Consider the following 26,868-nt stretch of genomic DNA (forward strand, 5'->3'; position numbering starts at 1 on the left):
TTACAACACTTCCATTTTAAAGGTGTATAGAGAAGGCTGTTACACCTTCTCTATTAAATCTTTTTTAGAAAGAAATAGCGTATTTCACTCCGTATTTTCTAGCATAACTAATGACCAATGAAGCAATAGCACCAAGTCCAAAAGTACCTAAGACAGCAGCAACAGCACCCACTGTACCTGCTGCATTTAGAATTGCACTAACAGAAGTTATAGCCCAGCCAGGTATTTGAGGATAGTTTGCTACTAGATTTGCAAAAGGTGTAACTGGTTCAAGAGTCAATAAAATCATAGTTGTTAGAGTTAGAGTGAAAATAAGACTCAAGCCTACAATTGCAAAAAATCTATTTTTTAAACTCAATTCCATAATGAACACCCCCTCCCTTGCTTATATGCCCATATTATACAAAAAAAGGATATTTAATAAACGGGTTTTTTATACTGTATTTTATTTCTCTGTAACGAAAGATTTAGTAGTATTTTGATGGAATGAGAAAGGGTAGTAAAATTACTCGAGAATTAATAGCTCCTAAATCGTATTTTTTATATTGATAATGACATTACTTGAGTAACTAGCTATGAAATACAAGGTGAAATTACTTATTATATTAAATATGATATTTAATTTGGACGAAAAAAGATGCTTATACAAGACAATCAACAATTGATTAGACATTAAAAAGAAAGCGGCCCTCTTTAATGAGGCCGCTTTTACTTATGAATGCTGTTTCTTCACCACATTCCCGCCAATCACCCCGCCAATGACCAGCACCCCTCCGAGGAGATGATACCAATCAATCGTTTCGTGTAAAATGAGAACCCCGGCGGCGACCGTGATAAACGCGGATAAATTGTTAAAGATGCTGACCTTTGCCGCTTCAAGCTGCGAGAGTGCATAGTTTGATAAATATGCGGTAAGAAGAGATGAAAGAATACCTAAAAAGAGCATCGACCATACAAAGGATGCTTCTGTAAATGGACTGAAAAACTCCGGCAATGACCCATTGATCGAATGCCGGGTAAGCGCGGCGGCATTGAAAAAGACAAAGCCAAAGAAGGTTATCACAAAGGTGAGTTCGATCACATGGAATCGTTTTGTAATCACTCTGGCAAACACACTATATGCACTGGATGACAGGGCTGAAAGTAAAATCAGCACATAGCCGATGAAGTGAGAATGCTTGACATCAATTCCCTTCATGACAAAGAGAAGCATCACCCCGCACACAGAAAGAAAGGTAAACAGCACTTGTATCCATGTCGCACGTTCCTTTAAAAACCAGGCTGCCAGCAGCATTGTCAGAATGGGAATCGTCGCTTGAATGATGCCAGCCTCTGAAGAAGATGTATACATCAATCCCCACACTTGAAAAGCAAAGAACAAAACAGGATAAAGCAAGGAAAACGGTACGATATAAATGAGATCACGCCATTGAATGGATATGCGATACTTTTTTCGTAGAAACGGATACAGCAATAGAGCGGCAGCAAAAGAAACGGTAAAGCGGTGTGCCAATAAATCGATTGGGTTTGCTGATTCTAATGCTATTTTGACAAACAAAAAGGAAAAACCAATGATAGAGGCGTATGCGATCGCAGCAGCATACGCTTTTTGTTTTGACATATTCACAACGTGACTCCTTACATGAGCATGCATGCTTCAAATGAATTGACCGGTTCTGTTCTTCTATCGTAATCGGATCATCTAACGTGTACAATAAGAGAACATGATATCTGTACCGGTACAAGGAGGAAAAGGTGTGAGGAAATATGATCAGCTTGTCTTGAGCTTAAAAGAAAAAATGGATTCTGGTGAGTACAGTGCTGGGATGAAAATTCCATCCATTCGCCACTTAGCTGCTCAATATGCAGTGAGTAAAAGCACTGTCATCAAGGCGCTGGATACATTGGAGCGTGAACATCTGCTGTATTCTGTAGAAAGAAGCGGTTATTATGTCGTGAAAACGAAGCAGCGAGCAGGTAAGCAGGACGGCACATGGATTGATTTTGCTTCATCTGCACCTGATCCCGTTGTGTTTCCATATGTCGATTTCCAGCACTGCATCAACCAAGCGATCGATTTATATCAAAATGACTTATTTATTTACGGCACAGCCAACGGCTTACCATCACTGCTGCCAGTCATTTCAAAGCGATTAATGGATTATCAAGTGTTTGCTCATCCAGAACAGATCGTCATGACCTCTGGTATTCAGCTCGCTTTATCCATTTTAAGCACCATTCCTTTTCCGAATGGAAAACAAACCATACTAGTCGAACAGCCGGGTTATCACTTATACCTCCAATATTTAGAGAAAAACCAATTGCCTGTGCGCGGAATTCAGCGGACGGAAAAAGGGATCGATCTTATCGAATTAGAGCATATCTTTCGAGAAGAGGAGATTCGTTTTTTCTATACGATGCCAAGATTTCAAAACCCGCTTGGAACGAGTTTATCAAAACGAGAAAAAAGAGCGATTGCAGCCCTTGCTGAGAAATATGATGTCTACATTGTTGAGGATGATTATATAGCAGATTTAGAATTCGACACAAAAAGAGACCCGATCTACTCGTACGATCAGGCAGGAAAGGTCATTTATTTGAAAAGCTTTTCTAAAATCATATTTCCGGGGCTGCGGACAGGAGCGGTCGTCTTACCTGAAGAACTGATTCGGCCTTTTAGCGAACACAAACGGCTGATTGATATCGACAGCTCTATGCTGTCCCAGGCAGCCTTAGAAATATATTTAAAAAGCGGGATGTTTGAGCGGCATAGAGACAGGATGCGGGCGACCTATCGAAACCGCTCCAAGCAGCTCGTGGCAAGATTAAAAAATGATCAGAGCGCTTATCAGCTGGGAGAACAGGAGCCGGCTACCCATACACATTTACGTGTCGACCGGTCGATTCCCATGAACCAGATTATTCAGCAGCTGAAAAAGGCATCTGTTTCCATTCAGCCAATTGACCGTTATTACCTGTCGGCCTATCAAAAGGACCCCATTCTTCAGCTGAACATTTGGCAGGTGAAAGAAGAGCAGATCACACGCGGAGTCGATCTATTAAAGACGGTATTTCAGCAAAGCACGCGTTATTAAAGGCGGGACAGTACATCGCTGCAAGTGAGTCTCTCAACGCTTTCAGCCGCAGCAGGTTTTCGTGTGCATACCGCCATTTGGTAGGCAGGGTCAAGTGAGTATGTTTGAACAAAGCAAGGCGCTTCATGATCAGGTAATGTTAACGCAGCCTGTCCATCCTCTGACAGACGGGCTGTAAAGGACGAAAGCCCATAGGATAATCCTTTTCCAGTCAGCTTGATAAAGGCCTCCTTCATTGACCAAAGATGAAAGAAATAGGCTTCCTGCCGTTCTGCCGGCTGTGAGAGTAAATCCTGATACTCATCCGCTGAAAAAAATCGTTTGGCAATCGCCAGATCAATAGGCTTGATTTCCTCAATATCAATGCCCACAGGTGCATCATCTACTGCGCAAACGACCCAATCGCCAGAGTGAGAAAGATTAAAATGAAAAGAAGGAAGTTGCCGGACGACAGGTTTGCCATTGCCCTCTGTTTCAAAAACGATCTCGTCCATAGGCAGCTCGTACATATCATGGATCGTTTGACGAACCAGCACTTCACCTAACAAGGTCCTTCTTGCGTCGATTAAAAAACGAAAGCGTTCAGCGGCAGCACGCTTTTCAGCTGAAACAAAGGGTTTCAGACGATCTATTTGTTGTCGTTCATTGATTTCATCTAAGTGTTGTAATTGGATAGCAAATATCTTCATAACAAACCTCTAATTTTTTACATTGATTGTACCATTGGAGAGCGGCGTGCAAAAGGGTCCATTAACGATTTACGATGTGAACACCATTCGGATCAGTTGTATCAACTCCATCAACATCCGTCATGATCACGTCAAGCAGGGAAAGCCGTTCTCCTTTTTGCCAGTGAATGGGCTGATGCAAAGGTGATAGCAGCTGATCGACTTTAGGTGTCTGTGACAAATCAGGAACAGCAATTGTCATAGCATGCAGCGCATCGGTTCCAGTTTCAATGACATCTGTACGGCGCTGTAATTCAAGCCTTAAACGAAGAGGTGTCGAAAGAAACGTTCTCCGTTCCCCAGCTTGGATTGGCCAGTTTAGTTCTTTAGCTTGTGCAAGCAGTTGATCATATTTTTCGTCTGAGACAAGAAAGCCGATGTGATCAAAAAGGACTTTTTTGCTATAGCCAAATGTGATATTGATCTGTCCTTTTCTCATTTCGATGATTCGAAAAGTCGGCTGCTCTTCTCTAAAATCATCCCATGTCAGCGGGGGATGATAGGAGCCATCCTTTGTGAAACGGCCTTTAACCTCAAAGCCTAGCGAACGATATGTTTGTTCTGTCTCTTCAACAAATGGTGTCCAGTAATGATAGTGGAAAAGCTGCATAGGTCTCATCTCCGGTATGTGAATATTCTGTTTATTTATTTTAGCACAAGAAAAGCCATTCTAATTATAGAATGGCTTGCTTTCATCTTGTAAGGGTTTGAACAGGTTTTTCTGCTGTTTTTGTAATGAGCAGCTGCAGGAGCCGTGTTGATTGCGGCAAGGAGAAACGAAGGACAAGACCTGTGAAGATCGCAGTCAAAATCGTTCCAACTCCAATCGGTCCACCGAGCATCCATGCAAATAAAAGCACTGTTAACTCAATGCCATTTCGCACCCACTGCACGTTCAATCCTGTTTTCGCTGAGATGAGCAGCATTAATGAATCCCTTGGCCCGGCGCCAAGATTCGCTGAGACATAAATGCCAACACCATACCCTGAAACCACAACGCCCGTAATAAACACATATAAAGCGGGTAAATACCCGTGTGGTGCAGGCAATACCGCATTAAAGAAATCTATAAACATACCAATCAGCACCATGTTCAGTAATGCGCCGACCTTTGGAAATGATTTCGTAAAAACAGAAGTCAGTGTCACAATGAGTGCACCAATAATGATGGACCACTGTCCAATCGTGAGTCCAAAATGCTGAAACAGTCCGTAGTGGAAAGCGTCCCAAGGACCAATCCCAAGGATCTTCCCTTTCACTGTCAGCGATAGTCCAAAAGCTAGTACGATCAATCCAACAAAATAAAAAAACCAACGTAAAAGATGTTCCCGCTTCAAAAGCTTTCCCTTCTTTCTTAAACACTCGAATTCAATCGTAACATACTCCCACGCCCCTTTAAATGGCTTTGCTCAATTGTAATCGCTTACTCCTCAAAATAATTTTTTCACATCGTAAAACATCAAAACAAGCAGTAAGACTTTTGGTTTGTTTTTTTTAACAAAGTGCACCAATCATTCCCTTTTTTTAAGATAAAATGAAAAAATTTCAATATATACTGACAAAAAATAATCATCACCCAATTAAAGAATATTTATCATTAAATAGAAAGGATTGTATGTAATTCACAACATAAGACCTGTTTAGAAAGATAGATAGATGATGAAATTCGGGATGGAAAAAGGCTGTTTTATTGGAAAAAATATAAGCAAGTCAATCATTGATAGGTATATAGTTCAAAATGTCTATTTTTGTCGAAAATAGTCATTTAGTCCTGTTGAGGCTTTTGAAATCTTACTGATATTCTTTACCAAAGTGTGGGGGGTGAACTGGTACATACCATATGATTTAGAGCAGGGAAAAGGGGATGTCAAAAAATGAATATATTAAAAAGAACGAGTCAATTATTTCTTATATTGGTGCTGATTGCTGGAAATATATTAACAGTTTCACCACCTGTTACAAAAGCCGCTGGAACAGTGGTTGTGAACAATACGGATTCCTACATGATTGGGAGTAGACCACTAGTTCTTCAGCAACTCGATGGAAACAATCCAACAAATGTAAAAGCTAGTGTAGAAGTGAAAGGAATAGATGTAGCCGCAGTGAATGGTGTTGCTGTAAGCGATCGAGAAAATGTAGTGTATGCAACTGCAAATGGCACTAGCCGTGCTCTATATAAAATAAATGCGACATCAGGACAAGCAGAAATCGTAACTAAACTACCTGAAGGCGCTACTAATGCCGTTGTGTATCAAGATAAATATATATATTCTTATCCTTCTAATGGTGATTCTTTCCTTGGAACGTACGATTTAATTACGGGTCAAAAAACGTCCAAAAAAATTGTCGGTTATGACGTTGGTTCTGGAATTGGTGGAGACATTGGCGGAGACCTTGTAGTCGATAAGGATGGCTATCTTTGGTTCGCATCTAATAGCAGTGGGGCCATTGCGCAAATGAATCCTGAAACAGCCGAAGTGATTCGTGTCATTCCGATTACAAATGCGGATGGTAAAATGATTGACGGAGGCGTTCGGGGGATTAGCTTCTTGCCAAATGGACAAATGCTATTACAATCAGGAAAAGATGAATCTATCGGTCATTCTACTTTTTTTACACTTGATGCGAAAACATTAAGTACAACGTATATAGGCACTGCAGGTGATTCATTAACTTACGACTTAGCTTCACGTGTGAAGCCTGAATTTGATCCATTCCCTCCAGAGCTTGAATCAGAAAAAACTGTTGCCTTACAGAAAAAAGCAGAGGGCAACACAGATGAGAAGCATCCAGAAGTAGGCGACACATTGCTTTATACAATTAGAGCAAAAAATACGGTGCAATATGGCATTCTTAAGAATCTGACGATATCAGATAACCTTCCGAGCAGTTTAACCTATGTTTCTGGGTCTCTTAAGGTAGATGGCACAAGCGTAACAGATGCAAAGGATCAAGATAAAGGTGATTATACAAACGGTACTGTGACAGGTCAAATCGGGGATGTGAAAGATACCGATTGGCACACGGTGACATTTGAAGCGAAAGTAGCAAAAGGGCAAGCGGGTAAAGATATTCAAAATACAGCGAATGTCAAAGGGGAAAACACACCGCCAGACAATCCAACAACAAACATAGAGATTTATCCTCGTGATCCGAAGCTTGAATCAGAAAAATCAGCGGTCTTACAAAAAAAAGCAAATGGTAATACAGATGAGAAGCATCCAGAAGTAGGCGACACATTACTGTATACCATTCAAGCCCGTAACGCTGTTGAAGATAGTGTGATTGAAGATCTTGTGATTTCTGACAAGTTACCTCAAGGGTTATCATATGTACCAAATTCACTTCAGGTAGATGGAAATCCAGTCACAGATGTAAAAGATGATGATAAAGGTGATATGACAGACGGAACTGTCACTGGAACGTTCGGTGAAGTGAAAGATGCGAAATGGCATACCGTGACGTTTGAAGTCACAGTTGAAAAAGGTCAGGCAGGCAAAGACATTCAAAATACAGCGAGTGTCACAACCGGTAACACACCACCAGACGAGCCGACAACGAATGTAGAAATCTATCCTCGTGACCCGAAATTGACTTCTGAAAAATCTGCCGTCTTGCAGAAAAAAGCAGATGGTAATACAGATGAGAAGCATCCAGAGGTCGGTGACACACTTCTTTATACAATAAAAACCAAGAATACGATAGAAGACAGTCTCGTTGAAAACTTAGTGATCTCAGATGAACTGCCGGAAGGATTGGCATATGTGTCCAATTCACTTGAGGTAGACGGACAAGCGGTGACAGATGAGCAAGATCAAGACAATGGCGATGTCACAAACAGAACCGTCTCAGGACAATTCGGTGACATTAAAGATACCGATTGGCATACCGTGACGTTTGAGGTCACGATTCAAAAAGGACAGTCTGGTAAAGACATTCAAAATACAGCGAGTGTCACAGGTGAAAACACACCACCAGACGAACCGACAACAAACGTAGAAATTTATCCTCGTGATCCGAAACTTGAATCAGAAAAATCAGCGGTCTTACAGAAAAAAGCAGAAGGCAATACAGATGAGAAGCATCCAGAAGTAGGTGACACCCTCCTTTATACGATTAAAACAAAAAACACGATAGAAGACAGCCTTATTGAAAATCTAGTCATCTCAGATCAATTGCCAAAAGGGCTGAAGTATGTCACTGGGTCTCTTGAAATTGATGGAGATTCTGTCACAGATGTGAAAGACGACGATAGCGGTGACTACACAGATGGAAAGGTCACAGGTTATTTTGGTGATGTGAAGGACACGGACTGGCATACTGTGACGTTTAAAGTGACAGTTGAAAAGGGACAGGCTGGTCAAGACATTCAAAACACAGCTGAAGTAACAGGTGAAAACACGCCGCCAGATGATCCAACAACAAAAACAGAAATTTACCCTCGTGAGCCAAAACTAACATCAGAAAAGGCAGCGAGCATTCAGAAAAAAGCAGAAGGTAACACAGATGAAAAGACACCACAGGTAGGCGATACCCTTCTCTACACGATCAAAACAAAGAATCTTGAAGAAGACAGCATCGTCAAAAATTTAGTCATCACAGATCAACTGCCACAAGGTCTTGAATATGTCGAAGGCTCATTAAAAGTAGATGACCAAGCCGTCACAGATGCAAAAGATGATGACAACGGAGACTACACAAAAGGTACGGTGACCGGTCAATTTGGCGATATCAAAGATACGGACTGGCATACAGTGACCTTTGAAGCGAAGGTCGCTAAAGGCCAATCAGGTAAAAGCATTCAAAACACAGCGAAAGTAACAGGTGAAAACACGCCGCCAGACGAACCAACAACCGAAACAAACATTGATCCAAGAGATCCAAAGCTTGAATCAGAAAAAACATCAGAAATCTCTCAAAAAGCAGAAGGCAATACCGATGAAAAAGAAGTACAAGTAGGCGACACCCTGCTTTACACGATCAAAACAAAAAATAGTGTAGAAGACAGTGTCATCAAAGACTTAGTGATCGCAGATAAACTGCCAGAAGGTCTTGAATATGTCGAAGGTTCACTAAAAGTAGATGGACAAGCCGTCACAGATGCAAAAGATGATGACAACGGAGACTACACAAAAGGCACAGTCACCGCTCAATTTGGCGATATCAAAGATACGGACTGGCATACAGTGACCTTTGAAGCGAAGGCTGCCAAAGGATCTGAAGGGAAAACCATTCAAAATATCGGAGTCGTGAAGGGTGAGAATGTAGATGAGCCAGACAAACCTGAAAACTCAACGACAGTAGAACCACCAAATGTGCCAGAAGTCCCAGCAAATCCAGATCAACCTTCTGATCCACAACAGGATACATCTGGACATCATCTTCCGAATACTGCAACTGCGATGTACAACCTTTTACTAGCAGGATTTGCACTCGTATTAATAGGTGTAGCCCTGATTTTTTGGAATAGAAGAAAAAGAAACGGATAACCAGTCATGTTTCAAAAATTCATCTCAGCGATAATGATCATAGCAGGGCTTTGTCTTGCGATTGTAGGATATTTGAATATCGTTGATGGACAAAAAGAAGTAGATCAGTCATTTCAGTCTGCACAAGCAGCCATTCAGCAAAAGGGGCAAACAGATTCCCCTTTTGCACCGCAGACTGGTGAAGCGATTGGGCTTTTGCACATCCCAAAGCTAAAAGCTGAGTTACCGATTGTAGAAGGAACAGATGCAGATGATTTAGCAAAAGGCGTTGGTCACTTTCACGAGAGTTATTTTCCAAACGAGCACGGACAAATCGTTCTATCAGGGCATCGTGATACGGTGTTTAGACGAACAGGAGAACTTGTGAAAGGAGATCAATTGATTGTCGAGCTTTCATATGGACGTTTTGTCTATGAAATCGAGAAAACAAAGATAGTGAAGAAAGATGATCAAACAATTATTACTTTACAACAGGAAAAGGAAGAACTTGTCCTCACCACATGTTACCCTTTTTCCTATATTGGTCCTGCACCAAACAGATATATCATATATGGGAAGCGTATTTAGTCACTGGAACAGCCTGCAGATTAACCGATTTGATCGCTTAATCCCTTCATAAAGAGGGAATCTTTTATATCATATCTAGAGATGCAGGAGGGGGCAATTTGTTAAATAACGATTATGTTAAATATATAGATAAATTTGGAAGGATCGTCCTGCCGACAGAGATGAGAAAACGGTTGAACATTCATCCGCAAGATTTTATGGAGATTTATCGAGAAGAAGACCAAATTGTGATGAAGCCGTATTGGCAGGACAAACCTTGCATCGTAACAGGACAAGTGACGTGTTCCAATAAGGTGCTATCCGGCGGGCTGGTTATCAGTCCAGAGGGAGCGAGACTGCTCCTGCAAGATTTACTGGCACTTCGCCTGCAAAAAGAGATATAAAAAAAGGCTGTTCTCACCACGTGAGAACAGCCTTTTTTCATCATACTGGATTCAAAATCCGGTTTAAGAATTGTTTTGTTCGTTCTTCCTTTGGTCGTTTGAAGATTTCCTCTGGAGGACCTTGTTCGACGATGACGCCGCCATCAATAAAAATCACTTCGTCTGCTACTTCTTGGGCAAACTTGATTTCATGTGTGACAACCGCCATGGTCCAGCCTTCCTTCGCTAGATCCTTCATGACCTTTAAGACTTCTCCGACAAGCTCAGGGTCAAGCGCAGAGGTAGGTTCATCAAAAAGCATGAGCTCTGGCTGAATGGCAAGTGCACGGGCAATCCCGACACGCTGCTTTTGACCGCCTGAGAGCTGGAATGGATACAGATCCTTTTTATCTTCCAGACCGACCTTTTGCAAGAGCTGAATGGCTTCTTTTCGAACCGTTTCCTTTGGACGGCGCTGCACTTGGACAGGGCCTTCCATCACATTTTCAAGCACTGTACGGTGAGGAAACAGGTGATAATCCTGAAACACCATTCCTGATTTCCGGCGTAGCTTCAGCAGATCAGCTGATTTATTTTTTTTCGAAAAATCAATCGAGAAATCATCGAAGGTAAAGGAGCCGCCATTTGGTATTTCAAGTGCATTTAAACAGCGAAGCATCGTTGTTTTTCCTGAACCAGATGGACCGAGGATGGCCACAACCTGCCCTTTGTTGATCGAAAAATCAATCGACTTTAAAATCTCATTTTCACCAAAGGATTTCTTTAAGCCTTTGACTGTTAGCATGTCGTTCCCTCCTTACCTTGCGACATATCGATCAAGTCGTTTTTCAATTTGATGCTGAACGAGCGATAGAATGAAGCAGAATACCCAATAGATGAGGGCTGCTTCCATATAAATAAACAAGATCTGATCCAAGTTCGCCGCAGCAATCTCCTGTGATTTACGGAACATCTCTGCCACGAGAATTTGGGAGGCAAGGGATGTATCCTTCACCAAACTAATAAATGAATTAGAGAGCGGTGGAATCGATACACGCACAGCCTGCGGTAAAATCACGCGGACGAGCGTTTTGCGATGTGTCATCCCAATGGAATAACCTGCTTCCCATTGCCCTTTTGGAACAGACAGGACGGATGCACGGATAATTTCCGACGCATACGCACCTACGTTTAATGAAAAAGCAATAATGGCACTTGGATATGGATCCAGTGTGATATTAAATGTCGGAAAGAAATAGAAAATAATAAACAATTGCACAAAAAGCGGCGTTCCGCGAACGGCCGACACATAGATGGAGAAAATCCATCTGAGGGCTTTCATTTTAGACATTCTAGCAAGAGCTGTCACAAGCGCGATAAAAATACCAATAATAAAGGCAATGATGGCGAGGGGAATTGTATAATAAATCCCCTGCATCACCATTGGCCAAAAAGATTGCTGAAGAAGATCCCAAGGAATGACGACTCCTAGGATGTTATTTTGTAACATCTTCACCAAACCATTTCTTAGAAATCTTAGCGAGTGTACCGTCTTTTTTCATTTCTTTTAATGCGCCATTCACTTTGTCAACGACTTCGCCGCTGCCTTTTCTGAATGCGAAATACGTTTCTTGAGGATCTCCTGTTTCAAATGCAACTTTTAGGTTTTTGTTACCGCTTGTTTTCAAGTAATTCAATACAGCCAATTTGTCATTGAACGTCAGATCAGCACGTCCTTGCTGAATCAATTGAATGGATTGTGCAAGACCTTCAACGCCTTCAATCTTAGCGCCAGCATCTGTTGCTAGTTTATTGTAGTTACTTGTTAATGATTGTGCTGCTTTTTTGCCTTTCACATCAGATAGTTTCTTGATGTCGTTGTTATCTGATTTTGTCACAACAATAGCTTGAGATGTCGTATATTTATCAGAGAAATCGTATTGATTTTCACGTCCAGTTTTCCCAACTTGGTTCGCTACCACGTCAAAACGTTTTGCATTCAGTCCAGCAAACATACTGTCCCATTGTGTTTCTTTGAATTCAGGTTTTAAGTCAAGACGTTTTGCTACTTCTGTGATGACTTCTACATCATAGCCAGTTAATTTATCTGTCTTTTTGTCATGGAAGGTGAAAGGAGCATAAGTACCCTCTGTTCCGATGGTTAATACACCTTTATCCTGAATGGATTTCCAAAGGTCTCCTGATTCCTTAGACCCAGATTGTTTATTCGCGTTGTCGCTTGCACCAGATCCACATGCCGTGATCAATGCAACACAAACGCCTAACATAATGGCAAAGAACATTTTTTTCATTTTATTCCCCACTTTTCTTGTTGGTATTTACAACATATGATCTTACAGAGAAGCAACCTAAAAGTAAAGCATTTGAAACTAGCTTGAGCGAATCTCACCAACTTTATGCCCTCAAACGGTCGAACGGACAAACGATAGAACTATACCCAAGTTAAAAGGTGAATAAAACCATACACAAGTTCAAGATGATTAAGATGATTTGATTGGTGGAACGTTAGATAAACGATTCGGGTAAAATATGCTATGATCATCCCAACGAAATTTTCCAATCGATTCAATTGACTTCTAAGAAACAAAAGGGAAGTGTGAACATTTGCATACATCGAAACAAAAACCTGTCATGATCTTAATACACGAAATATACGGAATAAATGATCATATGAAGAGTATGATCCATTATTTCGACAAAGCTGGATTTGAGGTTTATTGTCCTCATTTATTGGGACAGGCGAAGCACTTCCCTTATGTCAGTGAAAATGAGGCTTACGACTACTTTATGAATAAAGTTGGTTTTGATAAGCCGGTAAAGAGTGTACTGAATCTGGCAAAAGAGTTAAAGACGAAGAATGCCGCGATAGATATATTTCTGCTAGGTTTTAGTGTGGGGGCAACAATTGCCTGGCGATGCAGCCAAAATGATCAGCTGTTTAGAGGAGTTATTGGATTTTATGGTTCAAGGATCAGAGATGACGTCGATCTTGCGCCCGCCTGCAAAACGCTGTTATTTTTCCCGGAGATCGAAGCATCCTTTCATCCCAGGGAGATTGCGAGTGTTTTGGAGAAAAAGAAAAAGCTTTGCGTGACAATAGTAGAGGGAGAGCATGGATTCGCCAATCCTTATTCTGCGGCTTTTCACGCTGAATCTAAAAATCGCTGCTTTCAGGAAATAGATGAATTTATCAAAGTATGTTTGCTAAAAGCAGAATGACTTGTGACAAAAGTGATCATAAGAACTGTCTAAAATGAGACTCGAAAAGAATGAAACGAAACCAGTGTGCAACGATAAAGTTTCATGCTGGTTTTTTTGTGCAATATTTTAGATATATGGCATCCTATCAAATGGTTTGATCCACCACATAGTTGTGCGAACATTACTAAAATAAAGACTTTGAGACAGTGACCATAGAAGGAAGCATATTTATTATAAAAGATGTATAATTAGTAGGTTGTTTTGAAAATGGAATGAATCACATGGAGACATGTTTTGATAACAGAGCATCTTAGAAGAAGGAGGGCATCATTGTGGATGTTGGACAAAATCAGCCTGAACAATTGAAAAGGGCGATGACCTCCCGCCATTTATTTATGATTTCACTTGGCGGTGTCATTGGGACAGGCTTTTTCTTAGGAACGGGCTATACGATTGGACAAGCAGGGCCAGTCGGAGCTGTTCTTTCATATATTGTGGGCGGATTGATCATGTATTTAACCATGCTGTGTCTTGGTGAGCTGTCGGTTGCACTTCCTGTGTCGGGGTCGTTTCATACGTATGCGACGAAATTTGTCAGCCCTGCAGCAGGTTTTGCTGTCGGCTGGATTTATTGGCTCGGCTGGGCAGCAACGGTCGCCCTTGAGTTCTTATCAGCAGGGCAGCTGATGAGGCGCTGGCTCCCGCAAGTGGATGTGTGGATTTGGTGTCTCATATTCGGACTCTGTCTTTTCTTATTAAATGCCCGGTCAGCGAAAGCGTTCGGGGAGTCGGAGTTTTTCTTTTCCACCATTAAGATTATTGCGATTTTACTCTTTATTGGCGTAGGTGGAGCGGCGATGTTTGGGTTTATTGAAACAACGAGCGGTGAACCCGCCCCATACTTCAGCCATTTTGTGAGTGACGGGCTGTTTCCAAATGGCCTGCTCGCTGTTGTGGTTACGATGATAACAGTAAATTTTTCGTTTCAAGGAACAGAGCTGATCGGGATTGCGGCAGGAGAAAGTGAAAACCCTGAGAAAACCGTTCCCCGTTCGATCCATCAGACCGTATGGCGTACACTTGTCTTTTTCGTCTTATCGATTTTCGTCTTAGCCGGTATGGTGCCTTGGAAGGAAGCTAGTGTGCTGCAAAGCCCATTTGTTACTGTGTTTGAGAGAACGGGCATTCCTTTTGCGGCAGACATCATGAACTTTGTCATTATCATTGCTTTATTATCTGTTGCGAACTCTGGCTTGTATGCATCAACAAGAATGCTGTATTCCTTATCGAAGGAAGGAATGGCAGGAAAAGCATTTAGACGCGTCAATCAACGCGGTATTCCGATGAATGCCTTACTGCTCACCTTCCTATTTACAGGGATTTCGCTGTTATCCGGGTTCTTTGCTGAGAAAACGGTATTTGCCTGGATCGTGTCCATTGCCGGCATGAGTGCCCAGACAGGCTGGATCACGATTACATTATCACAGCTGCTTTTCCGTAGAAAATACTTGAAAGCAGGCGGAAAGCTGGAAAACTTAAAATTTAAAACGCCTCTTTATCCGGTGCTGCCGATCATTGCAATTACACTGAATACCATCGTATTGGTCAGTCTTGCCTTTGATCAAGAGCAGCGCATCGGGCTATATGTCGGTGTACCGCTTATGATCATTGGATATGTTGTCTATCACCGCTATGTGAAAAAGCATCAGGCACAAAGTGAGCCGCTGAATCTGCAAATCCATGGAGATGACGAGATCCGGTTTTAAACCATCAAAAAGAAGCCAACCCAATCGGGAGGCTTCTTTTTTTAATTCAATGAACGCCTTTCATCGCTTTCTTAATCACTGGTGTCAGTAATAGCATCACACCGCATAAAACGATGGCAAGGAATCCGATGATACCGAAATAGACGGTTTCCGGCACTTTATCAAACAGTTTGACTACTTGCGCATTGATCGCTTGTGCCATTGCATTTGAAAGGAACCAAAGGCTCATCGTTTGCGCTGAGAAGGCAGCAGGGGCCAGCTTTGTTGTCGCTGACAGTCCAACTGGTGATAAGCAGAGCTCTCCGATCACGACGAGGAAGAAGCTCAGAACGAGCCATAATGGGCTCACAAGTGTGTTCGGACCGGACATGTATGCAGGAATGATCATGATGATGAAGGATAACCCTGCAAACAGAAGACCGAGTGAGAATTTAATCGGGGTAGACGGCTGTTTCTTCCCAAGTCTGACCCATAACCAAGCAAACACTGGAGACAGCAGCACAATAAAGATTGGGTTCAATGATTGGAACCATGAAGACGCTAGTGTCATCCCAAGGAAATTCAAGTTTGTTCGTTGATCTGCATATGTTGCTAAAATGTTTGAGCCCTGCTCTTGAATTGCCCAGAACATCACGGCAGCAAGGAACAATGGAATATAAGCGAGAACCCTGGATTGTTCCACTGCGCTCGTCTTTTTACTGAAATACATGACAATGAAATAAACAATCGGAATGAGTACACCAAGGGCACTGACAAACCAAGTGAATAGAATAATTGTGAGTGCGCCTGTTTGAATGCCAATGACAGCAAAAACCGCAAGCAAAATCACAACCAATGATCCGTAAATTTTGAAGTTCTTACGTTCGGCAGCTGATAATGGATTTGTCACATACGTGCCGGCAAGACCAAGGTTCGGTTTTTTTGTGACGACAAATGTAATGAGTCCAACAAGCATCCCAACGGCAGCGAGTGAGAACCCGAGGTGGAAATTCACTTTTTGACCGAGTGTTCCGACAATTAATGGGGAGATAAAGCCACCCATGTTGATCCCCATGTAGAAAATACTAAATCCAGAGTCCCTGCGCGGGTCTGTTTTTGTATACAGGTCGCCAACAATGTTTGAAACGTTTGGCTTGAGAAGACCTGTCCCGATAATAATCAGTCCCATACTAATAAAGAGCGCTGTTGCTCCGCTTGGCAAAGCCAAAATCATGTGGCCAAGCATAATGAAAACTCCGCCATAAAAGACCGTACTGGATGATCCAAATACCCGGTCGGCGAGCCATCCGCCAATCACTCCTGACATATAGACAAGCGCACCGTAGACAGACATGATCGAATTGGCTGTCGTCTGATCAAAGCCTAGACCGCCTTTTGTCACCTCTGTGTACATATAATAAATAAGCAGTGCACGCATGCCATAATAGGAGAAACGCTCCCAAAATTCAGTGAAAAACAGTGTGTAAAGTCCTTTAGGATGTCCAAAAAACCCTTTTTGAGGAACACTTTTAACAATTTTATCGTGATCAATTGTAGACATGGCATAGATCCTTTCTTAAAAAAAGAGATATGAGAAAAATGATATTCTTGTATAGTTCTTGTGTCAATATAAAACTATTCTAAAACAGGAAAATGTTAGTTCAATAGGCGTAAAGACTCAAAAAATTGAAAAATTCTTTGAAGTGAAAATTATCGGAAAGTTATTCCAAAAGAATTTATTTAAAATTTGAAGGAATGTACAAGCAAACCTTTACCACATGCATAGGATGACAAGAGAACATGTGTGAAAAGGAGTGATTAGGTTGGGGGAATTGAATGAATCTGATCTAAAAAAACCAGTTGTCAATGTACTAGATTTTGGCGTAATTGCTGACGGGAAAACGGATTGCACAGCTAAGCTCAATGAATGTTTAGAGTGGACAAAAGCACAGGGATATTCCCATATCTGGCTGCCGAGCGGCACATATTTAATCGATGCGGTGTACAGAGGTGATCCATTTTTTCCTTTCCGAGGTGCAGGTATACGGGTGCCAAGTCATATATGCATTGAGATGGCGTCAGACGCTGTAATAAAGGTGAAACCAAATGATTCATGGGGGTATGCAGCTTTTTATATAGGAAAGGTTGAGCATGTGACCATTCGAGGCGGGCGTATTGAAGGGGATCGTCATGAGCATGTATACAAGCCGCTCCCCGCTGAACGAAAAACCCATGAATGGGGCTTTGGGATATGTATTGAAGGTGCCTCCCATGTAGAGGTCAATCATGTCCAAATAAAAAATTGTACGGGAGACGGCATCATTGTCAGTCCCCACGGTTTGTTGACAGAGGGGGAACCATACTCGCCTGCTGCATCTATTGATATTTCTGGCTGCACCATCACAGATTCGAGACGAAACAATATTTCGATTACAGGCTGTGATGGGGTTATTGTGGAGGACTGTCTCTTGGAAAGAGCAGGAGTAAATGGGGTCGAGCCAAGAATGGGCATTGATATTGAAGGCTATGGAGAAAATGCCGTTAATATGGAGGAGCCTCTGAATATTCAGATTCGCAACAACATCGTCAGAGGAGGTGCTGCAAGCTCCATCTATAACTTTAACGGCTATGGTGTGATCATTGAAGGCAATCATACAGATAGCAGTATCTCCTATGGCTTCTCCACCGAAACGATCATTGCCAACAATTTGATTCGTGCAGTAGGAGGAGGTGTGACAAAAGCAGGGATTACGAGCTTAGGCGTCTCACTTGGTCAAACGGAAAACAATGTGGTGATTATTGGCAATATGATTGAGGGGTTTGAAAAAGGGATTGATGTGAGGGGAGACAGTGTTCACATTACAGGCAATAAGATTAGTCTTTTTGAAGATGCGGCTGTGTCCGTTTATATGGCGAATCGTATTCTAATAGAAGGAAACCATATTGAATCAGGAACGAATACCGGAAAAAGAAGCGCCTCGCTGCGTATCTATCAATCGGATAGTGTCGTCTTTTCAAACAATACGGTCTACTCTGTTATCGATGCGGCCGTGGTGAGAGGAACGAATATTCTCATCCAGCACAATCAATTCAAAGAATTCAGCAGAGGAATCTGGGTGCAGGAAGGGGAAGTCGGGATCAACGGCAATCACTTTATTCAAGAAGGACATCCGGAGCTAGATTCTTCCTATACGATCAGTGTCACCGAAAATGCAAAGGCTTTCATCTGGCAGAATCGCTTTAAAAACTATCAAAACTACGCTGTATACAGCAGCACGACGGGGGCATTAGAGATTAAAGATAATTCCTTTGAAGAAACATCCTTATATGTGGTGATGTATATTAAAAATGGTTCGCCACAAATTGGAGATAACCGTTTCTATTTAAATCGATCGATCGGACAGCCGACGGCGATCTTTATTGACCAGGCCGCCTCAGCCCGTGTGCTGCGCAATAACATCATCAATCTATCTCCTCAAAAAGCGATTGCTGTCCGCACCGCAAATTCCACTCATTCTGTCATCGCTCACAACATGCTGGAACGCAGTCAATTGTTGACACATACCACAGACCGGCTCATCGGAAATATTGAGATTGATACACCATCATGAGCGTTTGAAATCCCTTATTTTGGAGGTTCAGAAGGCGGTTGACAATCCTGTAAAAAGGGCATATAGTAATAATTATTTTTCATTTTTCGCAACATTTGCCCTTTTTTTATTAATAAAACCGATTAATTCAATCAGAAAAATGTATCTTCTAAGACTTCAGTTTGATACATGTAGGATATAGAAAGGATGAAGAACAAGTGTCACAGCCGAAAAGGAAGCTCAAGCTAGGCGTATTCATCGCAGGAACTGGACATCACGTTGCCTCTTGGAGACATCCGAATGCAGTACCAGATGCAGCCATGAACCTAGATTATTTTAAACAATTAGCGAAAAAGGCAGAGGAAGGAAAGCTGGATTTGCTCTTTTTAGCCGACAGTTTATCCATTAATCAAACCTCTCATCCGAACGTATTAACAAGATTTGAACCGCTCACGCTGCTTTCATCTATTGCTGAGTCTACTTCAACCATTGGTTTAGCAGCAACAGCTTCCACTACATACAGTGAGCCTTTCCATATTGCAAGGCAGTTTGCCTCCCTTGATCATTTATCAGGCGGAAGAGCGGCATGGAATGTGGTCACATCTTCTATTGAAGAAACAGCGAAAAATTTTAGCGGAGAAGAGCATTTAGCACACCATAAACGATATGAGCGGGCAGAAGAGTTCGTCGAGGTCGTCAAAGGTCTCTGGGATTCTTGGGAGGAAGACGCCCTTGTCAGAAACAAGGAAACGGGAGAATTCTTCGAATCTAGTAAGCTTCATGAGCTCCAGCACAAAGGTGAGTTCTTCTCAGTAAGAGGTCCTCTCAACGTATCACGCACGCCGCAAGGGCAGCCCGTGATCATTCAAGCAGGATCTTCTGAAGATGGCCAAAAGCTTGCAGCAAAAACAGCAGAGCTCATTTTCACTGCACAAAACGATCTCGATAAAGCGAAGGAATTTTATCAAAGCTTGAAGGGGAAAGTAGAGGCTGCTGGCCGTGCTAGAGAGGACGTCAGCATCATGCCGGGTATCTTTCCAATCATTGCTGATACAGAGGAAGAAGCCCAAGCGAAATATGAAGAATTACAGGAGCTGATTGTTCCTGAGATTGGACTGAGCATTCTGCAAAATTACTTAGGCGGGATTGATCTGTCTCAGTATCCTTTAGACGGACCGCTTCCAGAGATTGATCCGAGCACGTCAAATGCGGTGAAAAGCCGTTTTGATCTCGTGATGAATATGGCGAGAAAGGATAACCTGACCATTCGCCAGATTTATCAATCGGTTGCCGGCTCACGCGGTCATAATATTTTCATTGGAACGCCGCAGCAGCTGGCAGATGTGATGGAAACATGGCTTCGTGAAGAAGCAGCAGACGGCTTTAATGTCATGCCGCCGCTCTTGCCAGAAGGGCTGGATGTGTTCGTAGACCGCGTCGTCCCAATCCTTCAGGAGCGAGGCTTATTCAAAACCGATTACACAGGACAAACCTTACGAGAAAATCTTGGATTAACAGAGCCAAAAAATCGCTACACGACATAAGGGTGAGGTGACTAACGTTGGGATACACGTTTCGTCTGGCAACAGAGGCAGATATAGAGGCGCTGCTTGAACTGACAACAAGAGCATACGAGCCAATTCGTGAGCTAGGCATCCAGTTCCAAGCAGCACATGCCGATTTCGCTCTCGTTCAGAAAAATGTACAAAAGAATCTTTGCTATGTGATGGAAGAAAACGGAGAGCTTCTATCCACCTTATCACTCCGTATGCCTTGGGGAGAGCAGCCAGGACCGTTCGGCGTCCCTCATATCTGGTGGTTTGCCTCAGAACCAGCCGCCAAAAAAGGCACAGGCTCAGCCTTGCTGGAATGGGTGGAAACCGAAGTGCTAAGGGATACACTGAAGGTGCCGTACGTGTCGCTCGGTACAGCTGATAAGCATCCATGGCTGATAGAGATGTATGAGCGTAAAGGCTATGTCAGAGCAGGAGAAAAAGATTTAGGCAAAGGTCATATCACGGTTTATTTCAAAAAACAATTAAGATCAGATATCACACAACCATAAGAGGAAGAAGGGTTTACAAACATGAAAAACAAAAAGTGGCTAGTCGTTCTATTTGCAGCAATGCTGGCAGTTTTAGCAGCTTGCGGCGGCAATCAGAGTGAAGGCAAAGACGAAAAAGTGTTAAAAGTAGGCGCTACAGGACAAAGCTATCCGTTTGCTTATAAAGACAATGGCAAGCTTGTCGGATTCGATGTTGAAGTAACAGAAGCCATTGCGAAAAAGCTTGGCTACAAACTAGACTGGCAGCTGAGTGAATTCAGCGGACTGATGGGACAGCTGACGTCTGGTAAGCTCGATACAGTGTCAAACCAAGTTGCCATCACAGACGAGCGTAAACAAACATTTAACTTTACAGATACGTACGCTTACGCAGGAACACAAATCATCGTGAAAAAAGACAACAACGACATCAAAGGTCTTGACGATTTAAAAGGAAAAACAGTGGCGGCGGTTCTTGGCTCTAACCATGCTAAAAACTTAGAGAGCAAAGACCCGGACAAGAAAATTAAGATTAAAACATATGAAACGCAAGACGGCGTATTAAATGAAGTGGCAAATGGCCGCGTAGATGCTTATGTCAACGGACGAAGTGTATTACTTGCTCAAATTGAAAAAACAGGTCTGCCGCTGAAAATCGTAGGCAACCCAATTGTATATGAAGAAGTAGGCTACCCATTTGCGAAAGATAAAAAGCATGACAAACTAAGAGAAGAATTTAACAAAGCCATCAAAGAATTAAGAGAAGACGGGACACTTAAGAAATTGTCTGAGAAATACTTCAAAGACGATGTCACAGTGCCAATTAAAAAATAAAGACAGCGGCGGTGAAGAGCAGACATGAACAAAATTGATTGGCAGTATATGGTGACGGTGTTTCCGACATTGCTTCAATACTTGCCGATAACGATCTTCATGGCGATTGTCTCCATGGTATTTGCCATTATTATTGGTGTGGTATTCGCTCTCATTACGAAAAACCGGATACCTGTTTTATACCAATTTGCCAAGCTGTATATTTCTTTCTTCAGAGCGGTTCCAACCTTGGTTCAGCTCTTTCTCATTTATTTTGGTCTCCCGCAGCTATTCCCTGCGATGACCTCAATGGATGCTTTAACAGCGGTCATTATCGGATTAAGTATTAAAAACTCGGCATACTTAGCAGAAATTTTCAGAGCAGCTCTGAACTCAGTGGATGAAGGGCAGCTGGAGGCATGCTTATCTGTCGGTATGACAAGATGGCAGTCTTACGTTAGAATTATTTTCCCGCAGGCCATTAGAAATGCAATTCCAGCGACGGGGAATACCTTTATTGGTCTTTTAAAAGAAACATCTCTTGCCTTTACGATTGGTGTGGCAGAAATGTTTGCACAAGGGAAGATGATTGCATCGGCGAACTATAAATACTTTGAAACCTATTTAGCCGTAGGGATCGTGTATTGGGTGATGACGATCATTTATAGCTTCCTGCAGGACCTGTTTGAACGAAAAATCAGCAAACCTTACCGGAATTAAGGAGGTGTGGACATGATCAAGCTCACCAATTTGAAGAAATCATTCGGCGACCTTGTCGTCTTAGACGGAATCAATCTCGACGTGAAAAAAGGGCAGGTTGTGGCCATTATCGGACCTTCTGGCTCCGGTAAATCCACCTTGCTCCGCTGTTTAAATTTATTAGAAACACCAGATGAAGGCACGATTGAAATTGGTGATGCAAGGCTCGATGCGTCCAAATATTCACGTAAAGAAGCCCATCACCTGCGTCAACAAACGGCCATGGTGTTTCAAAACTATAATTTATTTAAAAACAAGACAGCACTGCAAAACATTACAGAATCGTTGCTTGTGACGAAAAAAATGACGAAGCAGCAGGCGAATGAAATCGGTATGAAACTGCTGAAGCAGGTAGGGTTAGAGCAAAAGGCTGACAGCTATCCAGTCACATTATCTGGCGGACAGCAGCAGCGGATTGGGATTGCCCGCGCGTTAGCGGTTGATCCACATGCGATTTTGCTGGATGAACCAACGTCAGCGCTTGATCCAGAGCTTGTCTCAGGTGTGCTTCAAGTCATTAAATCCATTGCGATTCAAGAAACAACAATGATTATCGTCACACATGAAATGGCGTTTGCAAGAGAAGTGGCAGACCATGTGATTTTCATGGCGGATGGTCATATTATTGAGCAGGGCACGCCAACTGAGCTATTTGATGAAACAAAGAATGAACGAACGAAACGATTTATCCAAAAAGAAGCAGCGGCTGAAGAAGCGTAAGCTGCTTTTTATTCTTTAGAGGGGTGAGTGTCTAGTGAAATCAATAGGAAATGAAGCTTTAAACAAACGTTTGATCAACATTCGCCGATCGCTTCATGAGCATCCAGAGCTGGCGTTTGAAGAATATGAAACGACAAAGAAACTGCGCCACTGGTTAGAAGAGGAAGGGATCACTGTACTTGATATCCCAGCCCTTCAAACAGGCGTTGTCTGTGAAATCAAAGGAGAACAAGAGGGGCCGACAATTGCTTTGAGAGCCGATATTGATGCACTTCCGATTGAAGAGGCATCTGGCGAATCATTTTCTTCAAAGGTACCGGGTAAAATGCATGCATGCGGTCATGATTTCCATACAGCTTCTATTTTTGGCGCGGCTCTTTTATTAAAAGAGCGGAAACACGAGATCAAAGGAACGGTCCGTATTTTGTTCCAGCCGGCTGAGGAAGTTGCTCAAGGGGCGAAACACGTCATAGAGGCAGGCGTTTTAAATGGAGTCGATGCGATTTTCGGTATGCACAACAAGCCTGACCTGCCAGTTGGCACGATTGGCATTAGAGAAAAAGCATTGATGGCGAGTGTGGACCGGTTTGAAATCGATATTAAAGGAACGGGTGGCCACGCCGGTATTCCAAATCACACGGTAGACCCCATTGCCATCAGCGGGCAGATCACAAGCGCCCTTCAGCAAATCGTCAGCCGCCGCATCAGCTCCTTGCATCATGCGGTTGTCAGTATCACACGCATCCAAGGCGGTACATCATGGAATGTCATACCCGACCGTGTTGAGATGGAAGGAACCGTTCGGACATTTGAGCCTGAAGTAAGAGCGATGATTCCAGAGCTTATGAAACAAATCGTCAGCGGAATTGCAGAAGGATTTGGAGCAGAGGCTGAAGTGAGATGGCATCCTTATTTGCCTTCTGTCATGAATGATGAGCGTCTGACAAAGGTGGTTGAAGAAACGGCTGGCTCGCTTGACTTACATGTTGTACAGGCAGAGCAGTCACCGGGCGGAGAAGATTTTGCTCTTTATCAAGAACGCATTCCAGGATTTTTTGTATGGATGGGGACTAGTGGAACGAGGGAGTGGCATCACCCTGCGTTTACATTAAATGAAGACGCACTTCCAGTTTCCGCTGCCTTCTTTGCTGAGCTTGCCGTTCGGGCATTGGAGTCTCGATCATGGAATTAACAAAACAACTGGCAGAAGCAGTGCTTTCTGCTGATCCGCTTCAAGATGAACGGGCCATTCAAATGGCGAGAAATGCACTGTTAGACGCTGCGGCATCAGCGCTTGCTGCGAAAGAGGATGAAGGGATTCAGAAGCTGATGCAGCTTCTTGAACAGGAAGGCGGAACCGCTCAGATTCCTGTCATTGGACAAGGAAAGAAGGTGAGCCGCCAATCCGCAGCGATGCTGAACGGCTACCTCATCCATGCCCTTGATTATGATGATGTGCACTCAGATGTGAGAGGACATCCAAGTGCGGTCATCATTCCGGCGCTGCTATCACAGCTGACAGACGGCAAAGGGTATGGCGAGCGGTTTTTAGCTGCCTATATCACTGGTGTTGAAGTGATGGCAAGACTTGGCGAATCCATCGGCAAGGCGCATTATGAGCGGGGCTGGCATAATACAGGAACACTCGGAGCCATTGCGGCAGTATGTGCGATTGGTTATTTGAAGCAGGTCACACGAGAAGAACTGATGAAAGCAATCGGCTTTGCCGGAGCGCAATCAGCCGGAATGCGGAAGCAATTTGGCTCTGATATGAAACCATTACAAGCCGGCTTAGCTGCTAAAACAGCCGTTTGGTCTATGGACTTAGCTTGTTCAGGTTTTGGCGGGAATGACTCGGTTCTTGATGGCGCACTTGGTTTCTTTTCACTCTATGGAGATCTGGAACTTGCGGAAAGCCGTTTACTAGAGGGCTATGGTTTTACATGGCGTATCGTTTCACCGGGGCTGTGGTTCAAAGTATATCCATTCTGCTCAGCAGCCCACCATGCAGCAGAGGCGATCCAATCTTTAACGAAAGAGCGGGCTTTCTTGCCGGAGCAGGTGAAACAGGTCGATGTCATATTCCCGCCAGGCGGAGATGCAGCGCTTATTGAGCAGACACCTTTGACTGGAGAAGAAGGACGTTTCAGTGTCGAATACGTCATCGCACTGGCAGTGTTTGGACAGACGCTTACGCTGGATGCCTTTACGAAAAAAACCATTCCATCAGACATGCGGACATGGATGAAGCGGGTAAGCAGAGGATATGATCAAACGATTGTACCTCATTCCGATGCTGTTCCAAAAGACCGCTTTACGATTGTGAAGCTCACCTTATCTGACGGCACCACCATCAGCAAACGTGTTGATGTTCCGCAGGGAGCACCCGGACACGCGCTATCGACAGATGATATCATGAAAAAATTAAACAGTGTGACAGACGATTCTCATGCCCAGCTTATACGGCAGGCAGTAGAAGAGGGGAACGATTCTTCCTTTTTGCAGCTTTTGGTATGATCACGAATGAGGCTCATCCATCGGGATGAGCCTCAGCGTGTAGACAAACCCTCGCTTTCGTTGTCAGTCCTGCGTGCCGGTGCTCACGAATGTTTCATTCGCTCCGCTCCGGTACTCGTCCTTCCTAGACTGCAAAGGTTTTCTATCATGCTGAAAAGAAGACAGAGCTAAAATAGAGATCATTTTAGCTCTTTGTCAATAATCTGAGGCTCATCCATTGAGATGAGCCTTTCTTTATGGAGTCACAAAATCACAACTTATTCATTCTTGGTAAACGTCAATCCAATATGAGCAAGTGCCTGTGGTAAGTCTTTCCGGATGGTGATGTCTTTAAACGATATATTGGATTGAATCGCACTTAAAGCAAGGTCTTGCTTAATGCCCGTTAAAACTGCCGAAATTCCTAAAAGTCTCAGTGTTTGTGCATAGCTGACCAAATATTGAATGCTTTGTTCATTCAGGCTTTTTGTTCCCGATACATCAATGACCAAATGAGAGAGCGACAGCCTGTAGCTTTCCTGTAAAATGGTTTCCAAAATATGCTGAGCACGTGTCTCTTCGATATCACCAAGCAGAGGAAGCACGGCGACACCATCAACAACAGGTACGATCGGTACAGACAATTGCTTAATCTGCCGGTTAGCACGGTCTAGTTCGAGAACGTAGCTTAATAAAGAAGCCATCGTTTCAAACATATACACATGCTCTTCTGTGAACTGCTTCGGTCTCAAATCAAGTCCGCAAATCGTCCCGTAGTTCGTCCCATCTGTAAAATCAATGGGAACCCCAATAAACGAGCCGCTTTGAAGGTGTTTCGTGACCCCTAAGTATTTAGAACGGTCATCCCTCGAAATGTCAGGGATCACAAGTGTATCCTGATGATCGACCGCCAGTTTGCAAAATGTTTTTTCGTAAGGAAGTTCTTCTCCTTCTTCAAGAAGCTGCTCGTCATGATTTAGCACCTTTACAATCTGATTGGTGTTTTGATCATTTTTAGCAATAAACAGTGTATTCACATCAATGAATTGACTCATCATGTTTAAAATACTAGTAGAAGCATCATGAAAATTGCGAAACTGTTTTAATAGTTGTTGACGAGGCATTGTTTTAGGACTCCTTGTAGCTCCGAACATAGGCCGGAACGTGTAGTTGATTTGTCTCTATCATACAAAATCAAATAAGAAATAGATACACTTTAATGCGCAAAAACACTCTGA

The 26,868-nt window shown here is 42.9% G+C and carries 24 protein-coding genes; 14 read left to right on the forward strand and 10 right to left on the reverse strand.

What is annotated here, in order from left to right; translation table 11 throughout:
* Window positions 1-64 precede the first annotated feature (64 nt).
* On the reverse strand, window positions 65-364 hold the full coding sequence (locus MHB41_RS02005) for a hypothetical protein (RefSeq protein WP_024427284.1): 300 nt from the start codon (window positions 362-364) through the stop codon (window positions 65-67).
* 348 nt (window positions 365-712) lie between these two features.
* Window positions 713-1,621, reverse strand: a complete 909-nt coding sequence (locus tag MHB41_RS02010; RefSeq protein WP_254114600.1) for a DMT family transporter — start codon at window positions 1,619-1,621, stop codon at window positions 713-715.
* Window positions 1,622-1,757: 136 nt separating this feature from the next.
* On the opposite strand from MHB41_RS02010, the gene MHB41_RS02015 reads away from it, so the two are divergent.
* Window positions 1,758-3,095, forward strand: a complete 1,338-nt coding sequence (locus MHB41_RS02015) for a PLP-dependent aminotransferase family protein (RefSeq protein ID WP_061110379.1) — start codon at window positions 1,758-1,760, stop codon at window positions 3,093-3,095.
* On the opposite strand, the gene MHB41_RS02020 is transcribed toward MHB41_RS02015, so the two are convergent.
* The 3 genes from MHB41_RS02020 to MHB41_RS02030 all read right to left on the reverse strand — a co-directional run bounded on the left by MHB41_RS02020 (window position 3,092) and on the right by MHB41_RS02030 (window position 5,160).
* Window positions 3,092-3,784, reverse strand: coding sequence for a 4'-phosphopantetheinyl transferase superfamily protein (locus tag MHB41_RS02020; protein WP_061110378.1), 693 nt, complete (start codon window positions 3,782-3,784; stop codon window positions 3,092-3,094). The genes MHB41_RS02015 and MHB41_RS02020 overlap by 4 nt on opposite strands.
* A 61-nt stretch (window positions 3,785-3,845) precedes the next feature.
* Complete coding sequence (locus tag MHB41_RS02025) at window positions 3,846-4,433, reverse strand: hypothetical protein (RefSeq protein ID WP_340899366.1); 588 nt, start codon at window positions 4,431-4,433, stop codon at window positions 3,846-3,848.
* 82 nt (window positions 4,434-4,515) lie between these two features.
* Window positions 4,516-5,160 carry a YitT family protein gene (locus MHB41_RS02030; RefSeq protein ID WP_061110376.1) on the reverse strand — a complete coding sequence of 215 codons (645 nt, stop codon included), beginning with the start codon at window positions 5,158-5,160 and terminating at the stop codon, window positions 4,516-4,518.
* A 537-nt stretch (window positions 5,161-5,697) separates the two neighbouring features.
* Between MHB41_RS02030 and MHB41_RS02035 the strand changes: the two genes are divergently transcribed.
* From MHB41_RS02035 to MHB41_RS02045, 3 genes are all read left to right on the forward strand, one after another.
* Window positions 5,698-9,312 (forward strand): isopeptide-forming domain-containing fimbrial protein, encoded by a 3,615-nt coding sequence (locus tag MHB41_RS02035; RefSeq protein WP_340899364.1) that lies wholly within the window; start codon window positions 5,698-5,700, stop codon window positions 9,310-9,312.
* 6 nt (window positions 9,313-9,318) lie between these two features.
* Entirely contained in the window at window positions 9,319-9,879 is a 561-nt protein-coding gene (locus MHB41_RS02040) for a class D sortase (protein ID WP_061110639.1), read from the forward strand.
* A gap of 98 nt (window positions 9,880-9,977) precedes the next feature.
* Window positions 9,978-10,262, forward strand: coding sequence for an AbrB/MazE/SpoVT family DNA-binding domain-containing protein (locus tag MHB41_RS02045; protein ID WP_024427292.1), 285 nt, complete (start codon window positions 9,978-9,980; stop codon window positions 10,260-10,262).
* A gap of 40 nt (window positions 10,263-10,302) precedes the next feature.
* Here the strand turns inward: MHB41_RS02045 and MHB41_RS02050 are convergent, their stop codons facing one another.
* Genes MHB41_RS02050 through tcyA form a run of 3 tightly spaced genes read right to left on the reverse strand, consistent with a single transcriptional unit; the run spans window position 10,303 to window position 12,553 of the window.
* Window positions 10,303-11,046, reverse strand: coding sequence for an amino acid ABC transporter ATP-binding protein (locus tag MHB41_RS02050; protein ID WP_024424287.1), 744 nt, complete (start codon window positions 11,044-11,046; stop codon window positions 10,303-10,305).
* A 12-nt stretch (window positions 11,047-11,058) separates the two neighbouring features.
* Window positions 11,059-11,751, reverse strand: a complete 693-nt coding sequence (locus tag MHB41_RS02055) for an amino acid ABC transporter permease (RefSeq protein ID WP_024427294.1) — start codon at window positions 11,749-11,751, stop codon at window positions 11,059-11,061.
* Window positions 11,738-12,553: a cystine ABC transporter substrate-binding lipoprotein TcyA gene (gene tcyA, locus MHB41_RS02060; protein WP_142946756.1), complete on the reverse strand. Its 816-nt coding sequence runs from the start codon at window positions 12,551-12,553 to the stop codon at window positions 11,738-11,740. Before tcyA ends, MHB41_RS02055 begins: the two co-directional genes overlap by 14 nt.
* Window positions 12,554-12,866: 313 nt before the next feature.
* On the opposite strand from tcyA, the gene MHB41_RS02065 reads away from it, so the two are divergent.
* Window positions 12,867-13,481 carry a dienelactone hydrolase family protein gene (locus tag MHB41_RS02065; RefSeq protein ID WP_046313885.1) on the forward strand — a complete coding sequence of 205 codons (615 nt, stop codon included), beginning with the start codon at window positions 12,867-12,869 and terminating at the stop codon, window positions 13,479-13,481.
* A gap of 356 nt (window positions 13,482-13,837) precedes the next feature.
* Window positions 13,838-15,229 (forward strand): amino acid permease, encoded by a 1,392-nt coding sequence (locus MHB41_RS02070; RefSeq protein WP_340900260.1) that lies wholly within the window; start codon window positions 13,838-13,840, stop codon window positions 15,227-15,229.
* A 46-nt stretch (window positions 15,230-15,275) separates the two neighbouring features.
* Here the strand turns inward: MHB41_RS02070 and MHB41_RS02075 are convergent, their stop codons facing one another.
* Window positions 15,276-16,769 carry a peptide MFS transporter gene (locus tag MHB41_RS02075; protein ID WP_340899359.1) on the reverse strand — a complete coding sequence of 498 codons (1,494 nt, stop codon included), beginning with the start codon at window positions 16,767-16,769 and terminating at the stop codon, window positions 15,276-15,278.
* A 262-nt stretch (window positions 16,770-17,031) separates the two neighbouring features.
* On the opposite strand from MHB41_RS02075, the gene MHB41_RS02080 reads away from it, so the two are divergent.
* The 8 genes from MHB41_RS02080 (at window position 17,032) to MHB41_RS02115 (ending at window position 25,651) form a co-directional block, all read left to right on the forward strand.
* Complete coding sequence (locus MHB41_RS02080; RefSeq protein ID WP_340899358.1) at window positions 17,032-18,819, forward strand: right-handed parallel beta-helix repeat-containing protein; 1,788 nt, start codon at window positions 17,032-17,034, stop codon at window positions 18,817-18,819.
* A 197-nt stretch (window positions 18,820-19,016) separates the two neighbouring features.
* On the forward strand, window positions 19,017-20,342 hold the full coding sequence (locus MHB41_RS02085) for an LLM class flavin-dependent oxidoreductase (protein WP_340899357.1): 1,326 nt from the start codon (window positions 19,017-19,019) through the stop codon (window positions 20,340-20,342).
* A 17-nt stretch (window positions 20,343-20,359) separates the two neighbouring features.
* Entirely contained in the window at window positions 20,360-20,863 is a 504-nt protein-coding gene (locus MHB41_RS02090) for a GNAT family N-acetyltransferase (RefSeq protein WP_024427303.1), read from the forward strand.
* Between the two features lie 21 nt (window positions 20,864-20,884).
* Window positions 20,885-21,676: an amino acid ABC transporter substrate-binding protein gene (locus MHB41_RS02095; protein WP_034283775.1), complete on the forward strand. Its 792-nt coding sequence runs from the start codon at window positions 20,885-20,887 to the stop codon at window positions 21,674-21,676.
* Window positions 21,677-21,700: 24 nt separating this feature from the next.
* Window positions 21,701-22,375 carry an amino acid ABC transporter permease gene (locus MHB41_RS02100; protein ID WP_024427305.1) on the forward strand — a complete coding sequence of 225 codons (675 nt, stop codon included), beginning with the start codon at window positions 21,701-21,703 and terminating at the stop codon, window positions 22,373-22,375.
* A 12-nt stretch (window positions 22,376-22,387) separates the two neighbouring features.
* Window positions 22,388-23,134: an amino acid ABC transporter ATP-binding protein gene (locus tag MHB41_RS02105; RefSeq protein WP_025093644.1), complete on the forward strand. Its 747-nt coding sequence runs from the start codon at window positions 22,388-22,390 to the stop codon at window positions 23,132-23,134.
* Window positions 23,135-23,168: 34 nt separating this feature from the next.
* On the forward strand, window positions 23,169-24,326 hold the full coding sequence (locus MHB41_RS02110) for an amidohydrolase (RefSeq protein WP_340899354.1): 1,158 nt from the start codon (window positions 23,169-23,171) through the stop codon (window positions 24,324-24,326).
* Window positions 24,317-25,651 carry an MmgE/PrpD family protein gene (locus MHB41_RS02115; protein ID WP_340899352.1) on the forward strand — a complete coding sequence of 445 codons (1,335 nt, stop codon included), beginning with the start codon at window positions 24,317-24,319 and terminating at the stop codon, window positions 25,649-25,651. The genes MHB41_RS02110 and MHB41_RS02115 overlap by 10 nt, the downstream gene beginning before the upstream one ends.
* A gap of 257 nt (window positions 25,652-25,908) precedes the next feature.
* Here the strand turns inward: MHB41_RS02115 and MHB41_RS02120 are convergent, their stop codons facing one another.
* Window positions 25,909-26,754, reverse strand: coding sequence for a GAF domain-containing protein (locus MHB41_RS02120; RefSeq protein ID WP_340899350.1), 846 nt, complete (start codon window positions 26,752-26,754; stop codon window positions 25,909-25,911).
* Between the last annotated feature and the right edge of the window lie 114 nt (window positions 26,755-26,868).

It is taken from the genome of Bacillus sp. FSL H7-0578, assembly GCF_038630855.1.
In the GTDB taxonomy this organism is placed as follows: domain Bacteria; phylum Bacillota; class Bacilli; order Bacillales; family Bacillaceae; genus Bacillus; species Bacillus safensis.

Excerpts from the sequence above, each read along its gene's own strand:
- MHB41_RS02035 (WP_340899364.1), top strand. The coding sequence starts at position 5,698 with ATGAATATATTAAAAAGAACGAGTCAATTATTTCTTATATTGGTGCTG.
- MHB41_RS02100 (WP_024427305.1), top strand. The coding sequence starts at position 21,701 with ATGAACAAAATTGATTGGCAGTATATGGTGACGGTGTTTCCGACATTG.
- MHB41_RS02095 (WP_034283775.1), top strand. The coding sequence starts at position 20,885 with ATGAAAAACAAAAAGTGGCTAGTCGTTCTATTTGCAGCAATGCTGGCA.
- MHB41_RS02115 (WP_340899352.1), top strand. The coding sequence starts at position 24,317 with ATGGAATTAACAAAACAACTGGCAGAAGCAGTGCTTTCTGCTGATCCG.
- MHB41_RS02040 (WP_061110639.1), top strand. The coding sequence starts at position 9,319 with ATGTTTCAAAAATTCATCTCAGCGATAATGATCATAGCAGGGCTTTGT.
- MHB41_RS02055 (WP_024427294.1), bottom strand. The coding sequence starts at position 11,751 with ATGTTACAAAATAACATCCTAGGAGTCGTCATTCCTTGGGATCTTCTT.
- MHB41_RS02020 (WP_061110378.1), bottom strand. The coding sequence starts at position 3,784 with ATGAAGATATTTGCTATCCAATTACAACACTTAGATGAAATCAATGAA.
- MHB41_RS02005 (WP_024427284.1), bottom strand. The coding sequence starts at position 364 with ATGGAATTGAGTTTAAAAAATAGATTTTTTGCAATTGTAGGCTTGAGT.
- MHB41_RS02070 (WP_340900260.1), top strand. The coding sequence starts at position 13,838 with ATGACCTCCCGCCATTTATTTATGATTTCACTTGGCGGTGTCATTGGG.
- MHB41_RS02025 (WP_340899366.1), bottom strand. The coding sequence starts at position 4,433 with ATGCAGCTTTTCCACTATCATTACTGGACACCATTTGTTGAAGAGACA.
- tcyA (WP_142946756.1), bottom strand. The coding sequence starts at position 12,553 with ATGAAAAAAATGTTCTTTGCCATTATGTTAGGCGTTTGTGTTGCATTG.
- MHB41_RS02075 (WP_340899359.1), bottom strand. The coding sequence starts at position 16,769 with ATGTCTACAATTGATCACGATAAAATTGTTAAAAGTGTTCCTCAAAAA.
- MHB41_RS02120 (WP_340899350.1), bottom strand. The coding sequence starts at position 26,754 with ATGCCTCGTCAACAACTATTAAAACAGTTTCGCAATTTTCATGATGCT.
- MHB41_RS02010 (WP_254114600.1), bottom strand. The coding sequence starts at position 1,621 with ATGTCAAAACAAAAAGCGTATGCTGCTGCGATCGCATACGCCTCTATC.
- MHB41_RS02105 (WP_025093644.1), top strand. The coding sequence starts at position 22,388 with ATGATCAAGCTCACCAATTTGAAGAAATCATTCGGCGACCTTGTCGTC.
- MHB41_RS02050 (WP_024424287.1), bottom strand. The coding sequence starts at position 11,046 with ATGCTAACAGTCAAAGGCTTAAAGAAATCCTTTGGTGAAAATGAGATT.